Origin of the sequence: Janibacter massiliensis (assembly GCF_900289115.1) — a bacterium.
In the GTDB taxonomy this organism is placed as follows: Bacteria; Actinomycetota; Actinomycetes; order Actinomycetales; family Dermatophilaceae; genus Janibacter_A; species Janibacter_A massiliensis.
Genome location: NZ_LT985196.1, coordinates 1480386 through 1495399, shown reverse-complemented (window position 1 = coordinate 1495399; position 15014 = coordinate 1480386). Strand labels below are relative to the sequence as shown.

General features: G+C 67.4%; 17 protein-coding genes. 11 read left to right on the top strand and 6 right to left on the bottom strand.

The window, feature by feature from the left end; translation table 11 throughout:
* Positions 1–59 precede the first annotated feature (59 nt).
* Positions 60–674: a DUF305 domain-containing protein gene (locus tag DAA34_RS07340; RefSeq protein ID WP_106818263.1), complete on the bottom strand. Its 615-nt coding sequence runs from the start codon at positions 672–674 to the stop codon at positions 60–62.
* A 257-nt stretch (positions 675–931) separates the two neighbouring features.
* On the opposite strand from DAA34_RS07340, the gene DAA34_RS07335 reads away from it, so the two are divergent.
* Positions 932–1651 (top strand): response regulator transcription factor, encoded by a 720-nt coding sequence (locus DAA34_RS07335; protein WP_267894609.1) that lies wholly within the window; start codon positions 932–934, stop codon positions 1649–1651.
* Entirely contained in the window at positions 1648–2823 is a 1176-nt protein-coding gene (locus DAA34_RS07330) for a sensor histidine kinase (RefSeq protein WP_106818262.1), read from the top strand. The genes DAA34_RS07335 and DAA34_RS07330 overlap by 4 nt, the downstream gene beginning before the upstream one ends.
* Before the next feature lie 454 nt (positions 2824–3277).
* Here DAA34_RS07330 and DAA34_RS07325 read toward each other — a convergent pair whose 3' ends face one another.
* Together DAA34_RS07325 and DAA34_RS07320 are read right to left on the bottom strand one after the other, a co-directional pair.
* Positions 3278–3994, bottom strand: a complete 717-nt coding sequence (locus tag DAA34_RS07325) for a hypothetical protein (protein ID WP_106818261.1) — start codon at positions 3992–3994, stop codon at positions 3278–3280.
* Positions 3991–4473 (bottom strand): RNA polymerase sigma factor, encoded by a 483-nt coding sequence (locus DAA34_RS07320; protein ID WP_158707666.1) that lies wholly within the window; start codon positions 4471–4473, stop codon positions 3991–3993. Before DAA34_RS07320 ends, DAA34_RS07325 begins: the two co-directional genes overlap by 4 nt.
* A 194-nt stretch (positions 4474–4667) precedes the next feature.
* On the opposite strand from DAA34_RS07320, the gene DAA34_RS07315 reads away from it, so the two are divergent.
* Positions 4668–4874 (top strand): hypothetical protein, encoded by a 207-nt coding sequence (locus DAA34_RS07315; RefSeq protein WP_106818259.1) that lies wholly within the window; start codon positions 4668–4670, stop codon positions 4872–4874.
* 548 nt (positions 4875–5422) lie between these two features.
* Here DAA34_RS07315 and DAA34_RS07305 read toward each other — a convergent pair.
* Complete coding sequence (locus tag DAA34_RS07305) at positions 5423–6229, bottom strand: AAA family ATPase (protein ID WP_106818253.1); 807 nt, start codon at positions 6227–6229, stop codon at positions 5423–5425.
* 175 nt (positions 6230–6404) lie between these two features.
* Here DAA34_RS07305 and DAA34_RS07300 point away from each other — a divergent pair, with 175 nt between their 5' ends.
* The 8 genes from DAA34_RS07300 to DAA34_RS07265 all read left to right on the top strand — a co-directional run bounded on the left by DAA34_RS07300 (position 6405) and on the right by DAA34_RS07265 (position 13585).
* Positions 6405–6983 (top strand): TetR/AcrR family transcriptional regulator, encoded by a 579-nt coding sequence (locus tag DAA34_RS07300; RefSeq protein WP_106818258.1) that lies wholly within the window; start codon positions 6405–6407, stop codon positions 6981–6983.
* Positions 6980–8521 carry an MFS transporter gene (locus DAA34_RS07295; RefSeq protein WP_106818257.1) on the top strand — a complete coding sequence of 514 codons (1542 nt, stop codon included), beginning with the start codon at positions 6980–6982 and terminating at the stop codon, positions 8519–8521. The genes DAA34_RS07300 and DAA34_RS07295 overlap by 4 nt, the downstream gene beginning before the upstream one ends.
* A 211-nt stretch (positions 8522–8732) precedes the next feature.
* Positions 8733–9593 (top strand): hypothetical protein, encoded by an 861-nt coding sequence (locus tag DAA34_RS07290; protein ID WP_106818256.1) that lies wholly within the window; start codon positions 8733–8735, stop codon positions 9591–9593.
* A gap of 201 nt (positions 9594–9794) precedes the next feature.
* Positions 9795–10394, top strand: a complete 600-nt coding sequence (locus DAA34_RS07285; protein ID WP_106818255.1) for a recombinase family protein — start codon at positions 9795–9797, stop codon at positions 10392–10394.
* 1 nt (position 10395) lies between these two features.
* Positions 10396–11781 (top strand): Mu transposase C-terminal domain-containing protein, encoded by a 1386-nt coding sequence (locus DAA34_RS07280; protein ID WP_106818254.1) that lies wholly within the window; start codon positions 10396–10398, stop codon positions 11779–11781.
* Positions 11782–12588: an AAA family ATPase gene (locus DAA34_RS07275; RefSeq protein ID WP_106818253.1), complete on the top strand. Its 807-nt coding sequence runs from the start codon at positions 11782–11784 to the stop codon at positions 12586–12588.
* 134 nt (positions 12589–12722) lie between these two features.
* Positions 12723–13307, top strand: a complete 585-nt coding sequence (locus DAA34_RS07270; protein ID WP_106818252.1) for a recombinase family protein — start codon at positions 12723–12725, stop codon at positions 13305–13307.
* Positions 13304–13585, top strand: a complete 282-nt coding sequence (locus DAA34_RS07265) for a hypothetical protein (protein WP_106818251.1) — start codon at positions 13304–13306, stop codon at positions 13583–13585. Before DAA34_RS07270 ends, DAA34_RS07265 begins: the two co-directional genes overlap by 4 nt.
* A gap of 202 nt (positions 13586–13787) precedes the next feature.
* Here the strand turns inward: DAA34_RS07265 and DAA34_RS07255 are convergent, their stop codons facing one another.
* On the bottom strand, positions 13788–14663 hold the full coding sequence (locus tag DAA34_RS07255; protein ID WP_106818249.1) for an IS3 family transposase: 876 nt from the start codon (positions 14661–14663) through the stop codon (positions 13788–13790).
* Complete coding sequence (locus DAA34_RS07250; protein ID WP_106818248.1) at positions 14660–14947, bottom strand: transposase; 288 nt, start codon at positions 14945–14947, stop codon at positions 14660–14662. The genes DAA34_RS07255 and DAA34_RS07250 overlap by 4 nt, the downstream gene beginning before the upstream one ends.
* Positions 14948–15014 lie beyond the last annotated feature (67 nt).

Sequence of the window (15014 nt, the reverse complement as noted above, 5' to 3'; positions counted from 1 at the left end):
CTCCGATGTCGCACGCGAGGGTGGTGGGGAAGGCAGAGTGGCAGATCAGGGCTGCCCGCTCAGAGCAGGTCCTTCATCGTGGTGATCTCGCTGTTCTGGGCCTTGATGATGTCCGCAGCCATGGTCTTGACCTCGCTGTTGGAGGTCGTGGACTGCACGTCCTTGGCCATCTTCACCGCGCCCTGATGGTGCTTGATCATCATCGTCAGCCACATCTGGTCGAACTCTTCGCCCGAGGAGGACTCGAGATCGGTCATCTCGGACTTGCTCATCATCCCGTCGCCATGGTCCATCCCACCGTGCCCCATGCCTTCGCTAGCCGGCTCGGCCCCCCACTGCTCCAGCCAGCCCTGCATGGTCTTGATCTCCGGGCCTTGAGCGGCCTTGATGTCCTTGGCTAAGGCCTGCACCTTTGCCGACGCGCCCGAGCTGTCGTCCAGGGCAAGGTCAGCCATCTCGACCGCCTGCTGGTGGTGAGGGATCATCATCTGCGCGAACATCACGTCGCCCTCCTGCCCCGAGGACGCAGACCTACTGGTGCTCGAGGACATCGACTCCGAGCCGTGGTTCATGCCCGGCATCGACCCGTCGGAGTCGCTGGAACAAGCGGACAGAGCGACCGCGGCCAGGGCGCTCACGCCCACGACAGCGGCACGGCGGGTGGTCAGGTGCATCGTCTGCTCCTTCGATCAGCGCGAGGTCCGCGCATATTGCGGTCCTTCGACGATGCGTCACCAAGGTGTTCACCATCTTGTGGTCGTGTTGAGATTTCCTCAAGACCGGGCGACATCTCGCTACAGCTTCAGCTCTTCGAGGTCCCGGCAGGCGAGGGCGCCAGACATGCACCGACCCGGGTTGAGGTTTGACGAAGATCTCCACCAACAGCGCGCAAGGCTCTGCCCACGCGGCCGCGCTGGATCACACTGACGGCGTGAACGACCAGCTCAGCACCGACACCCCGCGCCGGGTCCTCGTCGTCGAGGACGAACGCACCCTGGCGGGGATGGTCGCGGCCTACCTGTCTCAGGCTGGGTTCACCGCCGAGCTCGCCCACCGCGGCGACGACGCCGTCGCGGCTGTGCGAGCCGACCCACCCGACGTCGTCGTGCTCGACCTCGGCCTGCCGGGGATGGACGGCATCGAGGTGTGCCGACAGATCCGCACCTTCTCCGACTGCTACATCATCATCACCACCGCCCGCAACGAGGAGGTCGACACCCTCATCGGGCTGTCCGTCGGCGCAGACGACTACCTGACCAAGCCCTTCGGCGTGCGCGAGCTCGTCGCCCGCGTCCAGACCTTGCTGCGCCGACCACGGGTCGACGACCAGCCCCGCGGTACTGCAAGGGGTGCCCGGGCTTTCGGGGCGCTGCTCATCGACCCGCTAGGCCACCAGGTCCACCTCCACGGCCAGCCCGTGGCCCTGACCCCCACCGAACGCGACCTGCTGATCACCCTCGCCACCCGCCCGGCGATGGCCTTCAGCCGGCGCCAGCTCATCGACGAGGTGTGGGGCACCGGGTGGATCGGCGACGAGCACCTCGTCGACGTCCACATCGCCCATCTGCGTAGGAAGCTCGACGACGACCCCGGCACCGCCCGCTACATCACCACCGTGCGCGGCGTCGGCTACCGAATGGGCAAGGGATGAACCTCTTACACAGCCGACCCGCCCGCCCGCACGGGCTAGCCACCCGCCTCCTGCTCGGCCAGAGCATCGTGCTCCTCGCCGGCGCCGTGACAGTCACCCTGGTCGCGACCCTCCTCGGCCCACCGATCTTCCACCGCCACCTCCTCGAGGCCGGGCACAGCGAGAACTCCCCCGAGGTCCTCCACATCGAGATGGCCTACCGCGACGCATCGTTCCTGGCGCTCGGACTCGGACTGCTCATCTCCGTGACCGCCGCAGCCGCCGTCACCTGGTTCTTCACCCGACGCCTACGGCGACCGCTGGCAGACCTCACCCACGCAGCCCGCGAGCTCTCCCGCGGCCACTACGCCACCCGCGTGCCAGACATCGACTCCGGCACCGAGCTGGAGACCCTGGCAGCCGCGTTCAACCACATGGCCGCCCAGCTCGAAGGCATCGAAGACACCCGCCGACGCATGCTCGCCGACCTGGCCCACGAGTTGCGGACCCCCATCACCACCCTGGCTGCGTACCACGACGGGCTCCACGACGGGATCACCCACCTCGGCCCGCACTCCCAGATCGCCCTGGCCGAGCAGACGGACCGCCTTGCCCGCCTCGCCGAGGACATCGACGAGGTCTCCACCGCCGAAGAAGGACGCCTGAGCCTGGCAATAGACCACATGCCTGTCACCGACGTGCTGTGGAACGCGGCCGAAGGCATACGAGAGCGCTACCGCGACAAAGGTGTCAACCTTGTGGTCCAACCCGACGGCGCCGCCGGCCTCAACGTCATGGCCGACCAACAGCGCATCGGGCAAGTCATGACCAACCTGCTGACCAACGCGCTTCGACACACCCCCAGCGGCGGAACCGTCACCGTGTCCGCGGAGCGCCACGGCGACGAGGTCGACATCACCGTCAAGGACAACGGGGACGGCATCAGCTCCCAGCACCTGCCCCACCTTTTCGAGAGGTTCTACCGCGCCGACACAGCCCGTGCCCGCTGGCAATCCGGCTCTGGCATCGGCCTGACCATCAGCAAGGCCATCATCGATGCCCACCACGGCACCATCCGCGCCGAAACCCCGGGACCAGGCCACGGCGCCATCTTCACCATCACCCTCCCCCTCGGACTGCCCTTCGCGGTAACCCCTCCCCTCGACAGACGGCAACACCCCGCCGAGCACTAAACCGCTTGAAACCTAGAACCCACCGAAGGGCCCCAGGTCAACCCTCGAGTTCATCGTTGGTTCGGCATCTGCCTGGCTTCGCTGCTGGATAACGATGCTTGAGATGTAGAGTGTTTCGATGTGCGAGACAGTCTCGGCCATCTCTGGTATAGGACCGCCGCGCAGCGAAGAGGACCAGGCTGGCCCGGCCGGAAGGTCGGGGGCTGACTTACTCGAATTCGCCTGGTTCTTAGACCTGGTCGATGCGGCCTCAACGCTGGGCCGCTTCGTCGCTGCCGTGACGGCCGTCAGGTTCGCAGCGATGCGTGCGAACCTGACGGCCGTTCCGAACAGGGGGCCCGCTAGGCGCGGGGGTTGGTTGAGCTGCGACCAGACCAATCGTGCAACCGCCACGGACGCAGGTCGGCGCTAGTGAGACCGGCCCACTCCTCCATGTTGCGGTCGGAGATGCTGCCTAGTCGCTGATCTGTCGTAGCTCGTCGAGCGAGGTGATCTTCCTGGGAAGCTTGTCGGGCGCGTCTTCGACGCGGTGCAGAGACCCGTCAGCATGCACCTCGTACACCCCCATCCCGCCGATGGGGACGAAGCGCGCTTCGCCGTGCAGGCTGGTCTTCTCTGAAAACACGACGTAGGTCTTCCCGGGTTCGAGCATGGCGATCTCGCGCTCCATCCCACGGACCGGCAGGACACTGACGTCGATGGTGTCGCCCGCGCGGGTATGGCCCTTGAGGGTCTCGCCGACGGTGAGCGGGAAGGTGGATAGCGTGAGGCCGCTCTTGGCTTCGTCATCGGCTGGCTCTGAGGTGGCAGCTTTGTCGACCCGACCGACGACCACCTCGTCAGATCGCGCGATGAGCTCCTGCAGGGTGTTCACGGCAAAGGGGCGGCTTCCGGTCCCCACCTGGCCGCCAGGACGCGTCGGGGAGGAGGACGTCGTCGGGCTCGAGGCGATGTCGACGGCGGGGGACTGGTCGCTTCCTTGGACGGTCACGCTCACCCCGCCGGCGACAATCGCGGCCCCCAATACTGCCCCGAGCGCGGCGCGGTGGTTGCGGCGCTGGCGGTTACTAGCAGCTTCGATGAATGAGTCCAGTGGGGGAACGGCCTGGCGTGCGCGGTCGGTTTCGTCACTGATGAGAGTGCGGACGGCGTCGAGGTCGGGGTTGCTCATGATGGTTCTCCTAGACGAGAACGAAGGGTGGTGCGCGCCCTGGAAAGGCGCGACTTGACGGTTCCGATGGGCACAGCGAGTTCTTCGGCGATCTCGGCGTCAGTGAGGTCGTGGACGGCTCGGCGCACCACGACCTCGCGCTGGCTAGCGGGTAGGTCGCGGATCGCCTGCCATATTTCGTGCTGATACGGGTGGTCGTCGATGTGCGAGGGGGCCGGTTCGGGATCTGATGTCGCCAGTTGACGGCGGGATCTTCGCTGCTCGTCGACTGCGAGGCGGTATCCGACGGTGCGCAGCCAGGCGACAGGGCTGTCGTACTTCGACACCTTGTTCCAGTGCAGGACCAGCCGGGTGAACGCTTCGTTCGCGCAGTCTTCGGCTGAGGCGCGTGAGCCGGCCACCACGGTCAGCTCACCCACCAGACGGGGGTAGAAGGCGGCATGGATCTCCGCCAGGCCCTCGCGGTTGTTGAGCTTCATGCCGATATGACGCTGTCGCCGCCTAAAGGTTCCATCACGTGTGGACGTAGTGGGGTAGCCGGCCCAGTTCGCGGGGAGGGGAAAGGGGCTGAAGGACACCACCATGATTGCTGCGCCCGTCGCTCACTCGCCCGCCGCAACCGGCGGGCGAACTGGACACCTTGACGAGCAGATCCCAGCGTGAGCCCCAACGCATGCCGCTTCCGATGCTCGTGGCGACCCACTCGACGGCGTTGCCGGTGACGGACGCACCGGCGAGCAATCGCGCGCGGTCGCAGTTCGGTGGCGTCCCCGAGGTCAAGTCCTCGATGACCCCAAGTAGTTCCCTCGGCAACTTCCAGCAGCCGCACCGCGCCTGCTGGTGGGCCAGGGAGTGCCAGGACCCAACCACCTGCACCTGACATGAGGGGAATTATCGGCATTATCTTAGAGTAGCCTAGACGAATGGACGGGCCGCCCACATCTGGGGGTTGGTCAATCGATGGCCGCAGGTGCGGCGATGAAGACCTTCCCAGCTCGTGCCTCGGCGGACAGCCAGGAGATATCGCGCCGCAGCAGCACCTCGCGCCCGGAAACGACCTGCCATCGCTTCTCGAATCGCGGAAGCCGACAACGGTGCCGGCGAGGTCGACTGCTGTGGGAGCACCACCCGATCGTAGAACCTTGCCCGACCAGCGGGCCCAACCTGCCCGTCGGCCGCGGCATTGCGCGTTGACGATCGTCAAATGCGACATCTCCGACGCCTCGACCGTTCGTCGCACGGTGTGGAGTTGATCGGTGGATGGCGTGCTTCTGGTGGGGGTGAGTGGCGTTAGCTGGTGATGAGGGTGCTGGCGGCTGCTTCGATGACGTCGTCGGTGATGGTGTCGAGTTGGTTGATCTTCAGGACGCGTCCGATNGGTGTGGAGTTGATCGGTGGATGGCGTGCTTCTGGTGGGGGTGAGTGGCGTTAGCTGGTGATGAGGGTGCTGGCGGCTGCTTCGATGACGTCGTCGGTGATGGTGTCGAGTTGGTTGATCTTCAGGACGCGTCCGATTTGGGGGAAGAGGCGCTCGAGGAGGCGGAAGTTGCCTCGGGTGATGCGTTCGATCGCGGCGATGGCCTGGGCGTCGGTGAAGTCTTCGGGGTCGAGGGTGCGGCCGAGGCGCTTCCAGTGGCAGGTCAGGACGAACAGCAGTTCCTCGCGCGCGAGGGCGCGGTAGCGGTGGGAGAACCCGAGGCGGCTGTAGAGCTGGGGGTAGTGGCGGAACCGCTGGTCGATGCCGGGCATCCCGATGAACATGAGGGCGACGTGGTGGCGGTCGTGGAGGTCTCGGAGTAGCTCGAGTGAGGTCGGCGTGAGACGTTCGGCCTCGTCGATGATGATCAGCTCGGTGAAGTCGATGGTGCGGGGAACTTCGGTGGTCGTGATCTTCCCGATCGCGCAGAGATGCTCGTAGATCAGCACTCCGACCTTGCCGCGGTAGAACTCGATGTCGCGCATGAGATCGCGGTGCTTGGCGAGGACCTCTGGGGTGTAGAACACGGTGCGGGAGCGGTGGGCGGCGGCGTAGTGTTTCAGGTCGGCCTCGCTGCGTGGCCCCCAGGCTTGGATGAAGGGTTCGAGGGTGTCCCAGTGGGCGTACCGGCGGGCGGACTGCGTCTTACCAACCCCGGCCTCGCCGTGGCAGATGCCGATGGTGACGTCCTTGCGGATGGCGCCGGCGAACTCGGTGAAGCGGCGGTGTTCCTTGGTGACGATGAAGTCGCGGTTCATCTACTCGTCCTCTTCGTAGGTCTTCAGGCGCTTCCTGGGCCGTCGCGCCATCCTCGCTCCGTCCGTGATGCTCCCGCCGACGAGCGCGGGAGGACTCTGTGAACCTGTACGCTGTACATGTACATTAGTACAGGTACAGACCCAGGGTGGCGAAGGCCGTACGGAGGAGACCCCGATGAGTAATCCGGAGGAGCGGGCCAGCACGCAGAAGAGCCCACGTGACCCCGAAGCGCGCCGAGGCGCGATCGTCCAGGCCGCGGCGGACCTCCTCGTCGAGTCCGGCGACCTCACCCATCGACTGGTGGCGGCACGCGCTCAGATCCCTCTGGGGTCGACCACCTACTACTTCGCCTCCCTCGATGAGCTGCGCGCGGCGGCACTGGAGCACCTGGCCAACGAGCTCGTAACCGAGCTTGCGCAGATGCAGCAGGAGCTCGCCGCGGCAGACGGGGATCCCGCCGTGCTGGCCGGCTTGCTGCACGACTACCTCAGCGACGCCGACCAGGTCCGCGCGGACGCCGCCCTGTACAGCAACGCCGCGCACGATCCCGCGCTACGGCGCCTAGCCCTGCGCTGGTTCGACGGGTTCGTCGAGATGGTCTCGCAGTGGACCGACCCGGTGACCGCCCGCAACATCGCCGTCTTTGTCGACGGCGCGAGCTTGCACGCCTTGCTGACCGGCACCCCCCTGGACCGCTCGGCGCTGACCAGCGCCCTGACCGCCCTGCTGGGCATCCGGAACGAGGACGCATGACCACCAACGACCACGTCCGCGACCTTGCCGCGACCGTCGGGCCGTCGGAGCAGCGGGCGCCGTTGCGCGCCTGGCTCGGGCTCGGCGTCCTCGTCCTGGCCGTCACGCTGCTCGCGATCGACGGCACCGTGCTCGCACTGGCGATCCCGTCCCTGGCCGCCGACCTGGGGGCCACCTCCACCGAGCTGCTGTGGGTGGGGGACGTCTACTCGCTCGTGCTGGCCGGGCTGCTCATCACGATGGGCAACGTCGCGGACCGGTTCGGGCGGAAGAAGGTGCTGCTGATCGGCGCCACCGTGTTCGGGATCGCCTCGGCGGTCGGCGCGTTTGCCCCCACCGCCGGGGTCCTCATCGCGGCACGAGCCGCACTGGGCATCGCCGGCGCCACGATCATGCCCTCGACGCTGTCGTTGATCCGCTCGATGTTCACCCACCGCCAGCAGCGCACCCGCGCGATCGCGCTGTGGGCCGCCGGCGCCAGCGGCGGCGCGGCACTCGGCCCGCTCGTCGGTGGCGCGCTGCTCGAGCAGTTCTGGTGGGGCTCGGTTTTCCTGATCAACATCCCCGTCATGCTGATCCTGCTCGCGGTCGGTATCCCGCTGCTGCCCGAGTCCCGGCATCCCGCACCCGGACCGTTCGACCTGCCCAGCGCGGGACTGTCCATCGCCGGCGCGGTCGCGCTGGTCTTCGCGGTCAAGACCGTCGCGAAGGACGGGCTCACCGTGCCGTTCGCGCTGTCCTTCGTCCTCGGCGCCGTGGCGCTGTGGGTGTTCGTGCGCCGCCAGCGGACCTTGGCGTTCCCGCTGATCGACGTCTCGCTGTTCCGGTCCCGATCGTTCACCGGCGCCATCGTCGGGACGTTCGTGGCAGTGTTCGCGATGAGCGGCCTGCTGTTCTTCTTCTCCCAGTACCTGCAGCTCGTGGAGGGGCACAGCCCGCTCGCCGCGGGTCTGCGCGAGCTCCCGCTGGCCCTGGCGATGCTGTTCGTGCCGCTGTTCGCCGGCGTCGCCGCGCGCCGCCTGGGCGTCAACCGGTCGGTCGGGATCGGCCTGGTGCTCGGCGCCGCCGGGCTCGTCACGATCGCGTTCGCCGAGAGCTCCGGCAGCTACACCTGGATCGCTGTCGGGCTCGCCGTCATCGGTCTGGGCGCCGGCCTCGCGTACACCTTGACCACCGACGCCGTCGTCGGCGCCGTACCCGCCTCCCGAGCGGGATCCGCCTCGGCGGTCAGCGAGACCGCCTACGAGTTCGGCATCGCCGTGGGCATCGCCGTCATGGGCTCGATCCAGGCCGCCGCATACACCGCCAACGTGCGCGACCTCGACCTGCCGGCCGACGTTCTCGCGCAGGTCGAGGACTCCCTGGCGGGCGCGCTCGCCGTCGTCACCGACCCGTACCTCGTGGAATCCGTGCGCGAGGCGTTCGTCTCGGGCATGCAGGTCACGTTGTTCACCGGCGCCGGGCTCATGGTGGTCGCCGGCGTCCTGGGGTGGAAGCTCATCCGCCCGACGCAGTCCACCGCCGACCGTGAGCACTGAGGGAGGTGACGATGACCGTCAGTCAGACGGCCCTCCGACACGACCGGTGCACGACATGACCGAGAACCGTCGGGAGCGAGACGTGGGGGTCCGCCGCACGCCGTCGCTCGTTCAGCGGCTCGCACGGCTTCGCGAGACCGACCGCACCGCCTACTTCACCCTGCTCGGCGCGCTCGTGCGAGCACGCAGAGCCCGCAGGAGGTGAGCACCGATGACCCAGGCCCACGAGACCCACCCGACTCGACGCGTCCACCAGCAGGTCAGATCAGCGCTGCAGCGCCGCCTGCAGCGGGCGGTCGACACCGTGGCGCCGGCGACTGCCCGAGACCCGCGCGCCGGTGTCGCCTACCTCGCACTCGAGGGCTGCGCACTGGGCTGGTACGCCCAGGTGTACCCCGACACCGAGCGGTGGTGGGACCGCACGCTGGGCACGATCGCGCGGTACTGCGGTCTGCCGGCACCTCGCCGACGCCTCGGATCGTCCTCGCCACGATGGGAGCAGTTCCCTCTGCGCGACGAGCAGCCCCTGCTCGATGCCGTCTTCACCCTCATCCAGCACGGCGGGATCCAGTCCGTGACCCTCGCGCGGGTCGCGAAGGTCTCCGGACGCGACCTCGACTGGCTCGTCAGCATGTATGGCACGGTTGACGAGCTGCTCGTCGTCATCCTTGACCGGGTTGCCAGCGACGGGTTCGACGACCTGGCACCGCTGCACCTCGAACCGTCCATTGAGGGAGTGCGGTCGATGCTCGAGTTGTACAGCGACGACCGGCGCAGTGCGGCGTTGCTGCGCTCGGTCCTGCTCACCGGGTTCACCATCTCCAGCGGGGCGGCGCTGGCGGCCCAGAAGCTCTCGCCGATCACCCGGCCCGAGAGCGACGCCTTGAGCGACGAGGAATGGATCGCCGCGCTCGCCATCGACGGGTGGGCGCTATCGACGTCCGCGGCAGCGACATCCTGCTCTACAACTACGACCTCAGCCTTCCCCGAGAGTCCGTGTGCCAGCGCGAGACCACCCATACCTGCCCCCACACACGATGATCCTCATGCCGCAAGAGTATCAAGAGGTTGATTCTCCGCTCGATGGTTCTTGCATATCCGGCCGGATGACCAAGCATCTCGTGAAGGTACAGTTTTGTGAGACATCCGCTCGGGTGGCGGGCGGATCGTCTCGAGCTGGGCCGACAGTTGGCCGGAGTGTCTCGAGAAGTCGTCGCACCGTTCTTCGTCTCAGATCTTCCGACGGAGCGATTTTATGGGGCATCATGTGGCAATGAGGCTTCTGGGGTACACGCGAGTGTCGACGGCGGGGCAGGACCCGGCACTGCAGCTCGACGCTCTCCTTGCCGCCGGCGTGCAAAAGCGGGACGTGTTCTCGGACGTGACATCCGGGGCGAAAAGCGCAGCGGAGCGTCCGGGCATGAAGAAGCTCCTGGCCTACGCGGAGCCTGGGGACACGGTGGTGGTCTGGCGGATCGACCGACTGGGCCGGTCGCTGATCGACGTGCTCAACACCGTGAACCTGCTGCGGGACAGCGGCGTGAAGATCCAGTCGGTCTCCGACGGGATCGATCCCGAGACGTCGTCGGGCCGGCTAATGCTCGGGATGCTGGCAACACTGGCGGAGTACGAACGCGAGCTGATCACCGAGCGCGTCAACGCGGGAATCGCAGCAGCCCGGGCCCAGGGCACGAAATTCGGCCGGCCGCCCGTGAACCCGGAGGTCGTGGATCGCAAGCTCGCGATCGCTGCCGAAGAGAGAGCGAAGGGGCGCACCGCTGAGGAGGCGGCGCGCCTGGTGGGATGGTCACGGGCGACGCTCTACCGCCACCAGCGGGACGCCGCCGCTCGCGAGAGCATCGCGCAGGCGTGACATGGACGGGCCGCAGAAGTGGAAGATCCTGCGGCTCCACGTCGAAGACGGCATCCCACTGGCGAGCCTCGCTCGGGAGACCGGAGTGGGAGAGCGAACGCTCTCGCGTTGGCACAGCCTCTACCGGACAGGTGGCATCTCGGCTCTTGAGCGGGCGCAGCGCGCCGATGCCGGCGTGCGTCGGACCGCGCCTGAGCTGCTGGCGTTCGTGGAGCACCTGGCTCTGACCAAGCCTCGCCCGACCATCGCGACGCTGCACCGCCTGGCCGTAGCCGAGGCTGCACAACGAGGCGTGAGCACGCCGAGCTACGCGACGGTGCGGTCGGTCGTGCAGGCATTGGATCCAGCGATGGTGACGCTCGCGCTTGAGGGGCCAGCGTCCTACCGGGATCGCCACGAGCTCGTCTTCCGCCATCGTGCAGAGCAGCCCAATGCCCTGTGGCAGGTCGACCACACCGAGCTCGACATCCTCATCAAGGACCCCAGCGGGAGACCATCCAGGCCCTGGTTGACCACGGTCATGGACGACTTCTCGCGGGCGATCTGCGGGTACATGGTCTTCGAGGGTGCGCCCTCGGCGATGAACACCGCATTGGCGCTGCGCCAAGCGATCTGGCCCAAGAGCGACCCCGCCTGGCCGATGTGCGGCATCCCGGACGTGCTCTACGTCGACCATGGCAGCGACTTCACCAGCCATCATCTCGAGTACACCGCGATCGCGTTGAAGATCCGCATCATCCACTCCGCCGTCGCCCGCCCCCAGGGCAGAGGAAAGATCGAGCGGTTCTTCCACACCGTCAACACCGAACTGCTCGCGACCCTGCCCGGGCGCCTCACCCCTGGACACCCACACCCCGTGCCGGTGCTGGACCTTCCTGGTCTCGACCGAGCCGTCGGGGAGTTCGTCGGCCAGTACAACCAGCGCACGCACACCGCGATCCGCACGAGCCCGAAGGTGGCCTGGATCGCTGAGGGATGGCTGGCGCGACTCCCCGAGAGTCTCGAAGAGCTCGACGGGCTACTTCTGCGGGTCTCCAAGCATCGCACCGTCCAGCGCGACGGGATCCACTTCCAAGGCCAGCGCTACCTCTCGCCCACGCTCGCCTCGTTCGTCGGGCGCACGGTCACCATCCGCTACGACCCCCGGGACCTGTCCGAGATCCGGGTCTACGACCACGACTCCTTCGTATGCACAGCGATTGACGAAGCCCACCCCAACCAGCGCTACAGCCTCCACGACATCGAAACCGCCCGACGAGCCCGCCGCCGGCAACTGCGCAAAGACATCAACGACCGCATCCCCACGACTCCACGACCCCCTGACGACCCGCCCGCTCCCGCGCGACGGCCCAGGAAGCGCCTGAAGACCTACGAAGAGGACGAGTAGATGAACCGCGACTTCATCGTCACCAAGGAACACCGCCGCTTCACCGAGTTCGCCGGCGCCATCCGCAAGGACGTCACCATCGGCATCTGCCACGGCGAGGCCGGGGTTGGTAAGACGCAGTCCGCCCGCCGGTACGCCCACTGGGACACCCTCGAACCCTTCATCCAAGCCTGGGGGCCACGCAGCGAGGCCGACCTGAAACACTACGCCGCCGCCCACCGCTCCCGCACCGTGTTCTACACCCCAGAGGTCCTCGCCAAGCACCGCGATCTCATGCGCGACATCGAGTTCTACCGCGGCAAGGTCGGAGTGCTGATCTACGAGCATCTCTGCGCGATCGGGAAGATCACGACCACCGAAGTTCCCCGCACCATCGACTTCACCGAGCTGATCATCATCGACGAGGCCGAACGTCTCACGCCGACCTCACTCGAGCTACTCCGAGACCTCCACGACCGCCACCACGTCGCCCTCATGTTCATCGGGATGCCCGGCATCGACCAGCGGTTCCGCCACTACCCCCAGCTCTACAGCCGCCTCGGGTTCTCCCACCGCTACCGCGCCCTCGCGCGCGAGGAACTGCTGTTCGTCCTGACCTGCCACTGGAAGCGCCTCGGCCGCACCCTCGACCCCGAAGACTTCACCGACGCCCAGGCCATCGCCGCGATCGAACGCATCACCCGAGGCAACTTCCGCCTCCTCGAGCGCCTCTTCCCCCAAATCGGACGCGTCCTGAAGATCAACCAACTCGACACCATCACCGACGACGTCATCGAAGCAGCCGCCAGCACCCTCATCACCAGCTAACGCCACTCACCCCCACCAGAAGCACGCCATCCACCGATCAACTCCACAGCACGGCTCAACGCGAAGACGTCGCATTTGCCCGCCCGCGTTAGTCTCGCAGTAACGCCCATTAAACGCGACAAGAGGAGGGGTCGATGCTCATCGGCTACGCACGCGTCTCAACTGAGCGGCAGGACCTTGCTGCCCAGTTGAAGGGTCTGGCCGATCTGGGCGTCGACGCCGATCGGATCTACACCGACAAGCGCACCGGCAGGTCGATGAAGAACCGGCCGGGGCTCACTCAGGCGATCGCCGCCCTTCGTCCGGGAGACGTGCTCGTGGTGACCAAGCTTGACCGCCTAGCGCGGTCGGTGCCTGACGCACGCGACCTCGTCGGTCAGGTCTACGAGAAGGGCGCGGCGCTCCAGTTGGGCCCGTCGCTGCACGACCCGGAGGACCCGGTCGGGAAGTTCCTGTTCAACGCGCTGGCGATGGTCGCCGAGTTCGAGGCCGACTTGAACCGGCAGCGCACGCTGGAAGGTTTGGCGATCGCGCGCGAGCAGGGCCGGCTTAACGGGAAGCCGCCGAAGCTCAACGAGCGCCGCACGAAGAAGCTGCTCCAGGACTACGAGGCCGGCACCGCGACCGTGGGCCAACTCGCCGAGGACTACAACGTCTCTCGGGCAACCGTGTACCGCACGATCAAGCGCGCCAAGGCGCAGGAGGAGGGGTCCCAATGACCGACGACAACGAGCGAGATGCCGAAGGCCGGCACCCCGGCGCGCCCGCGTGGTCCGGTGACCTGGCAGGGGCCTCGACGGCCGCGCTGGAGAGCCACGAGAGCGGCCTGAGGAGCCACATCGGCAACCTCTTCGTGAAGTACGAGGGGCAGAAGCCGGCGGGTCGACAGTGGCGCCCGCGGACGGATGCCGAGCTGCGCGATGCGGAGCTGAACCGCTGGGTCTCTCGCCTCGTCGACGTCGCGAACGAGCGGAGCAAGCGGGAGGGGGCTCAGTGACCACAGGCCGCGAGGACAGATTGATCGAGGCGATCGCCACGGGCATCTCCTTGGTGTTCGCGATTGCCGGGGCTCTCTTCGCCCCGACTGCTGCGGCGAGGTGGTTTTTTGCTGGCACTGCCGTCGTCCTCGTGCTGTGGCCGCTGGTGCGCCACAGCAGGCGGAGCCTGACCCGGTTTCCCGGACAGTTTCGGTGTGTTGATCATGCCGCGGTTAGCGGCACGGTGTGAAGCGCTTCGTATTCGTGAGGGCTGAGGTAGCCGAGCCCGGAGTGGCGACGGCGGGGGTTGTACCAGCCCTCGATCCACTCGAAGATCGCCGAGGCCAGCTCGACGCGGCTGGTCCAGTGCCGGCGGTCGAGCAGCTCGCGTTGCATCGTCGACCAGAACGACTCGATAAGGGCGTTGTCGACACTCGACGCGACGCGACCCATCGAGCCGAGCAGCCCTGCCTCCCGCAGCCGGTGGCCGAACACCCACGAGGTGTAGGCCGACCCGCGGTCCGAGTGCACGATCGTGCCCGGTGGTGGCCGGCGTTGCCAGCGGGCCATCTGCAGCGCGTCCACGACCAGCTCGGAGCGGATGTGGTCGGCGATGGACCAGCCCACGACCCTGCGGGTGCAGGCGTCGATGACCGCGCAGCAGTACACCCACCCGTCCGCGGCCCGGTGCTGCGTCACGTCGGTGAACCAGACCCGGTCGGGCGCGTCCGCGACGAACCGGCGCTGCACGAGGTCCTCGTGCGTGGCCGGAGTCGGCCGGCAGCCCGTGCGCTTGCGCTGGTGGCACACGCCCACCAACCCCTGCTGACGCATCAACCGGGCCACGCGCTTGCGGCCGACCGCCACGCCCATCCCCAAGCGCAGCTCGGCATGCACCCGTGGCGCACCGTACGTGCCTCTCGAGGCTGCATGGACTGTCGCGATCGTCGCGCTCAGGGCCGCGTCCTGGGCCGCCCGCGCCGAGGGCGCCCGGCCCTGGCTGTCGTAGTACGACGAGCGAGGAATGTTCAGCACCCGGCAGGTCACCGCCACGGGAAACCCCTCGGCGGCCAGCTCACGGACCAGGCCGGTACTCATTTTGGGAGAACGTTCTCCTGCGCGAAGTACGCCGACGCGCGCTTGAGGATCTCGATCTCCATCGCCTGACGACGATTCTCCCGACGCAGCCGCACCAGCTCCTCCCGCTCGGCGCTCGACACGCCCTCCCTACGCCCTGAATCGACGTCGTCACGGGCCATCCACCGGCGCAGGCACGACTCGCTGATCCCCAGATCCTTCGCGATCGAAGCCACCGACGCGCCCGGCTCCCGGGTCAACGCCACCGCCCGACGACGGAACTCCAACGGCTTGGCTGCAGGCATCTTCAAGACTCCTCTCCGAGACGATCATCGCCCCAGCTCAGGTGTCCGGGAAAGCGGGTCAGGCTCC

Coding starts and splice junctions, on each gene's coding strand:
- DAA34_RS07315 (WP_106818259.1), top strand. CDS start 4,668: ATGCCGCTTCCGATGCTCGTGGCGACCCACTCGACGGCGTTGCCGGTG.
- DAA34_RS07300 (WP_106818258.1), top strand. CDS start 6,405: ATGAGTAATCCGGAGGAGCGGGCCAGCACGCAGAAGAGCCCACGTGAC.
- DAA34_RS07305 (WP_106818253.1), bottom strand. CDS start 6,229: ATGAACCGCGACTTCATCGTCACCAAGGAACACCGCCGCTTCACCGAG.
- DAA34_RS07255 (WP_106818249.1), bottom strand. CDS start 14,663: ATGAGTACCGGCCTGGTCCGTGAGCTGGCCGCCGAGGGGTTTCCCGTG.
- DAA34_RS07330 (WP_106818262.1), top strand. CDS start 1,648: ATGAACCTCTTACACAGCCGACCCGCCCGCCCGCACGGGCTAGCCACC.
- DAA34_RS07280 (WP_106818254.1), top strand. CDS start 10,396: ATGGACGGGCCGCAGAAGTGGAAGATCCTGCGGCTCCACGTCGAAGAC.
- DAA34_RS07275 (WP_106818253.1), top strand. CDS start 11,782: ATGAACCGCGACTTCATCGTCACCAAGGAACACCGCCGCTTCACCGAG.
- DAA34_RS07270 (WP_106818252.1), top strand. CDS start 12,723: ATGCTCATCGGCTACGCACGCGTCTCAACTGAGCGGCAGGACCTTGCT.
- DAA34_RS07320 (WP_158707666.1), bottom strand. CDS start 4,473: ATGAAGCTCAACAACCGCGAGGGCCTGGCGGAGATCCATGCCGCCTTC.
- DAA34_RS07285 (WP_106818255.1), top strand. CDS start 9,795: ATGAGGCTTCTGGGGTACACGCGAGTGTCGACGGCGGGGCAGGACCCG.
- DAA34_RS07325 (WP_106818261.1), bottom strand. CDS start 3,994: ATGAGCAACCCCGACCTCGACGCCGTCCGCACTCTCATCAGTGACGAA.
- DAA34_RS07290 (WP_106818256.1), top strand. CDS start 8,733: ATGACCCAGGCCCACGAGACCCACCCGACTCGACGCGTCCACCAGCAG.
- DAA34_RS07295 (WP_106818257.1), top strand. CDS start 6,980: ATGACCACCAACGACCACGTCCGCGACCTTGCCGCGACCGTCGGGCCG.
- DAA34_RS07265 (WP_106818251.1), top strand. CDS start 13,304: ATGACCGACGACAACGAGCGAGATGCCGAAGGCCGGCACCCCGGCGCG.
- DAA34_RS07250 (WP_106818248.1), bottom strand. CDS start 14,947: ATGCCTGCAGCCAAGCCGTTGGAGTTCCGTCGTCGGGCGGTGGCGTTG.
- DAA34_RS07340 (WP_106818263.1), bottom strand. CDS start 674: ATGCACCTGACCACCCGCCGTGCCGCTGTCGTGGGCGTGAGCGCCCTG.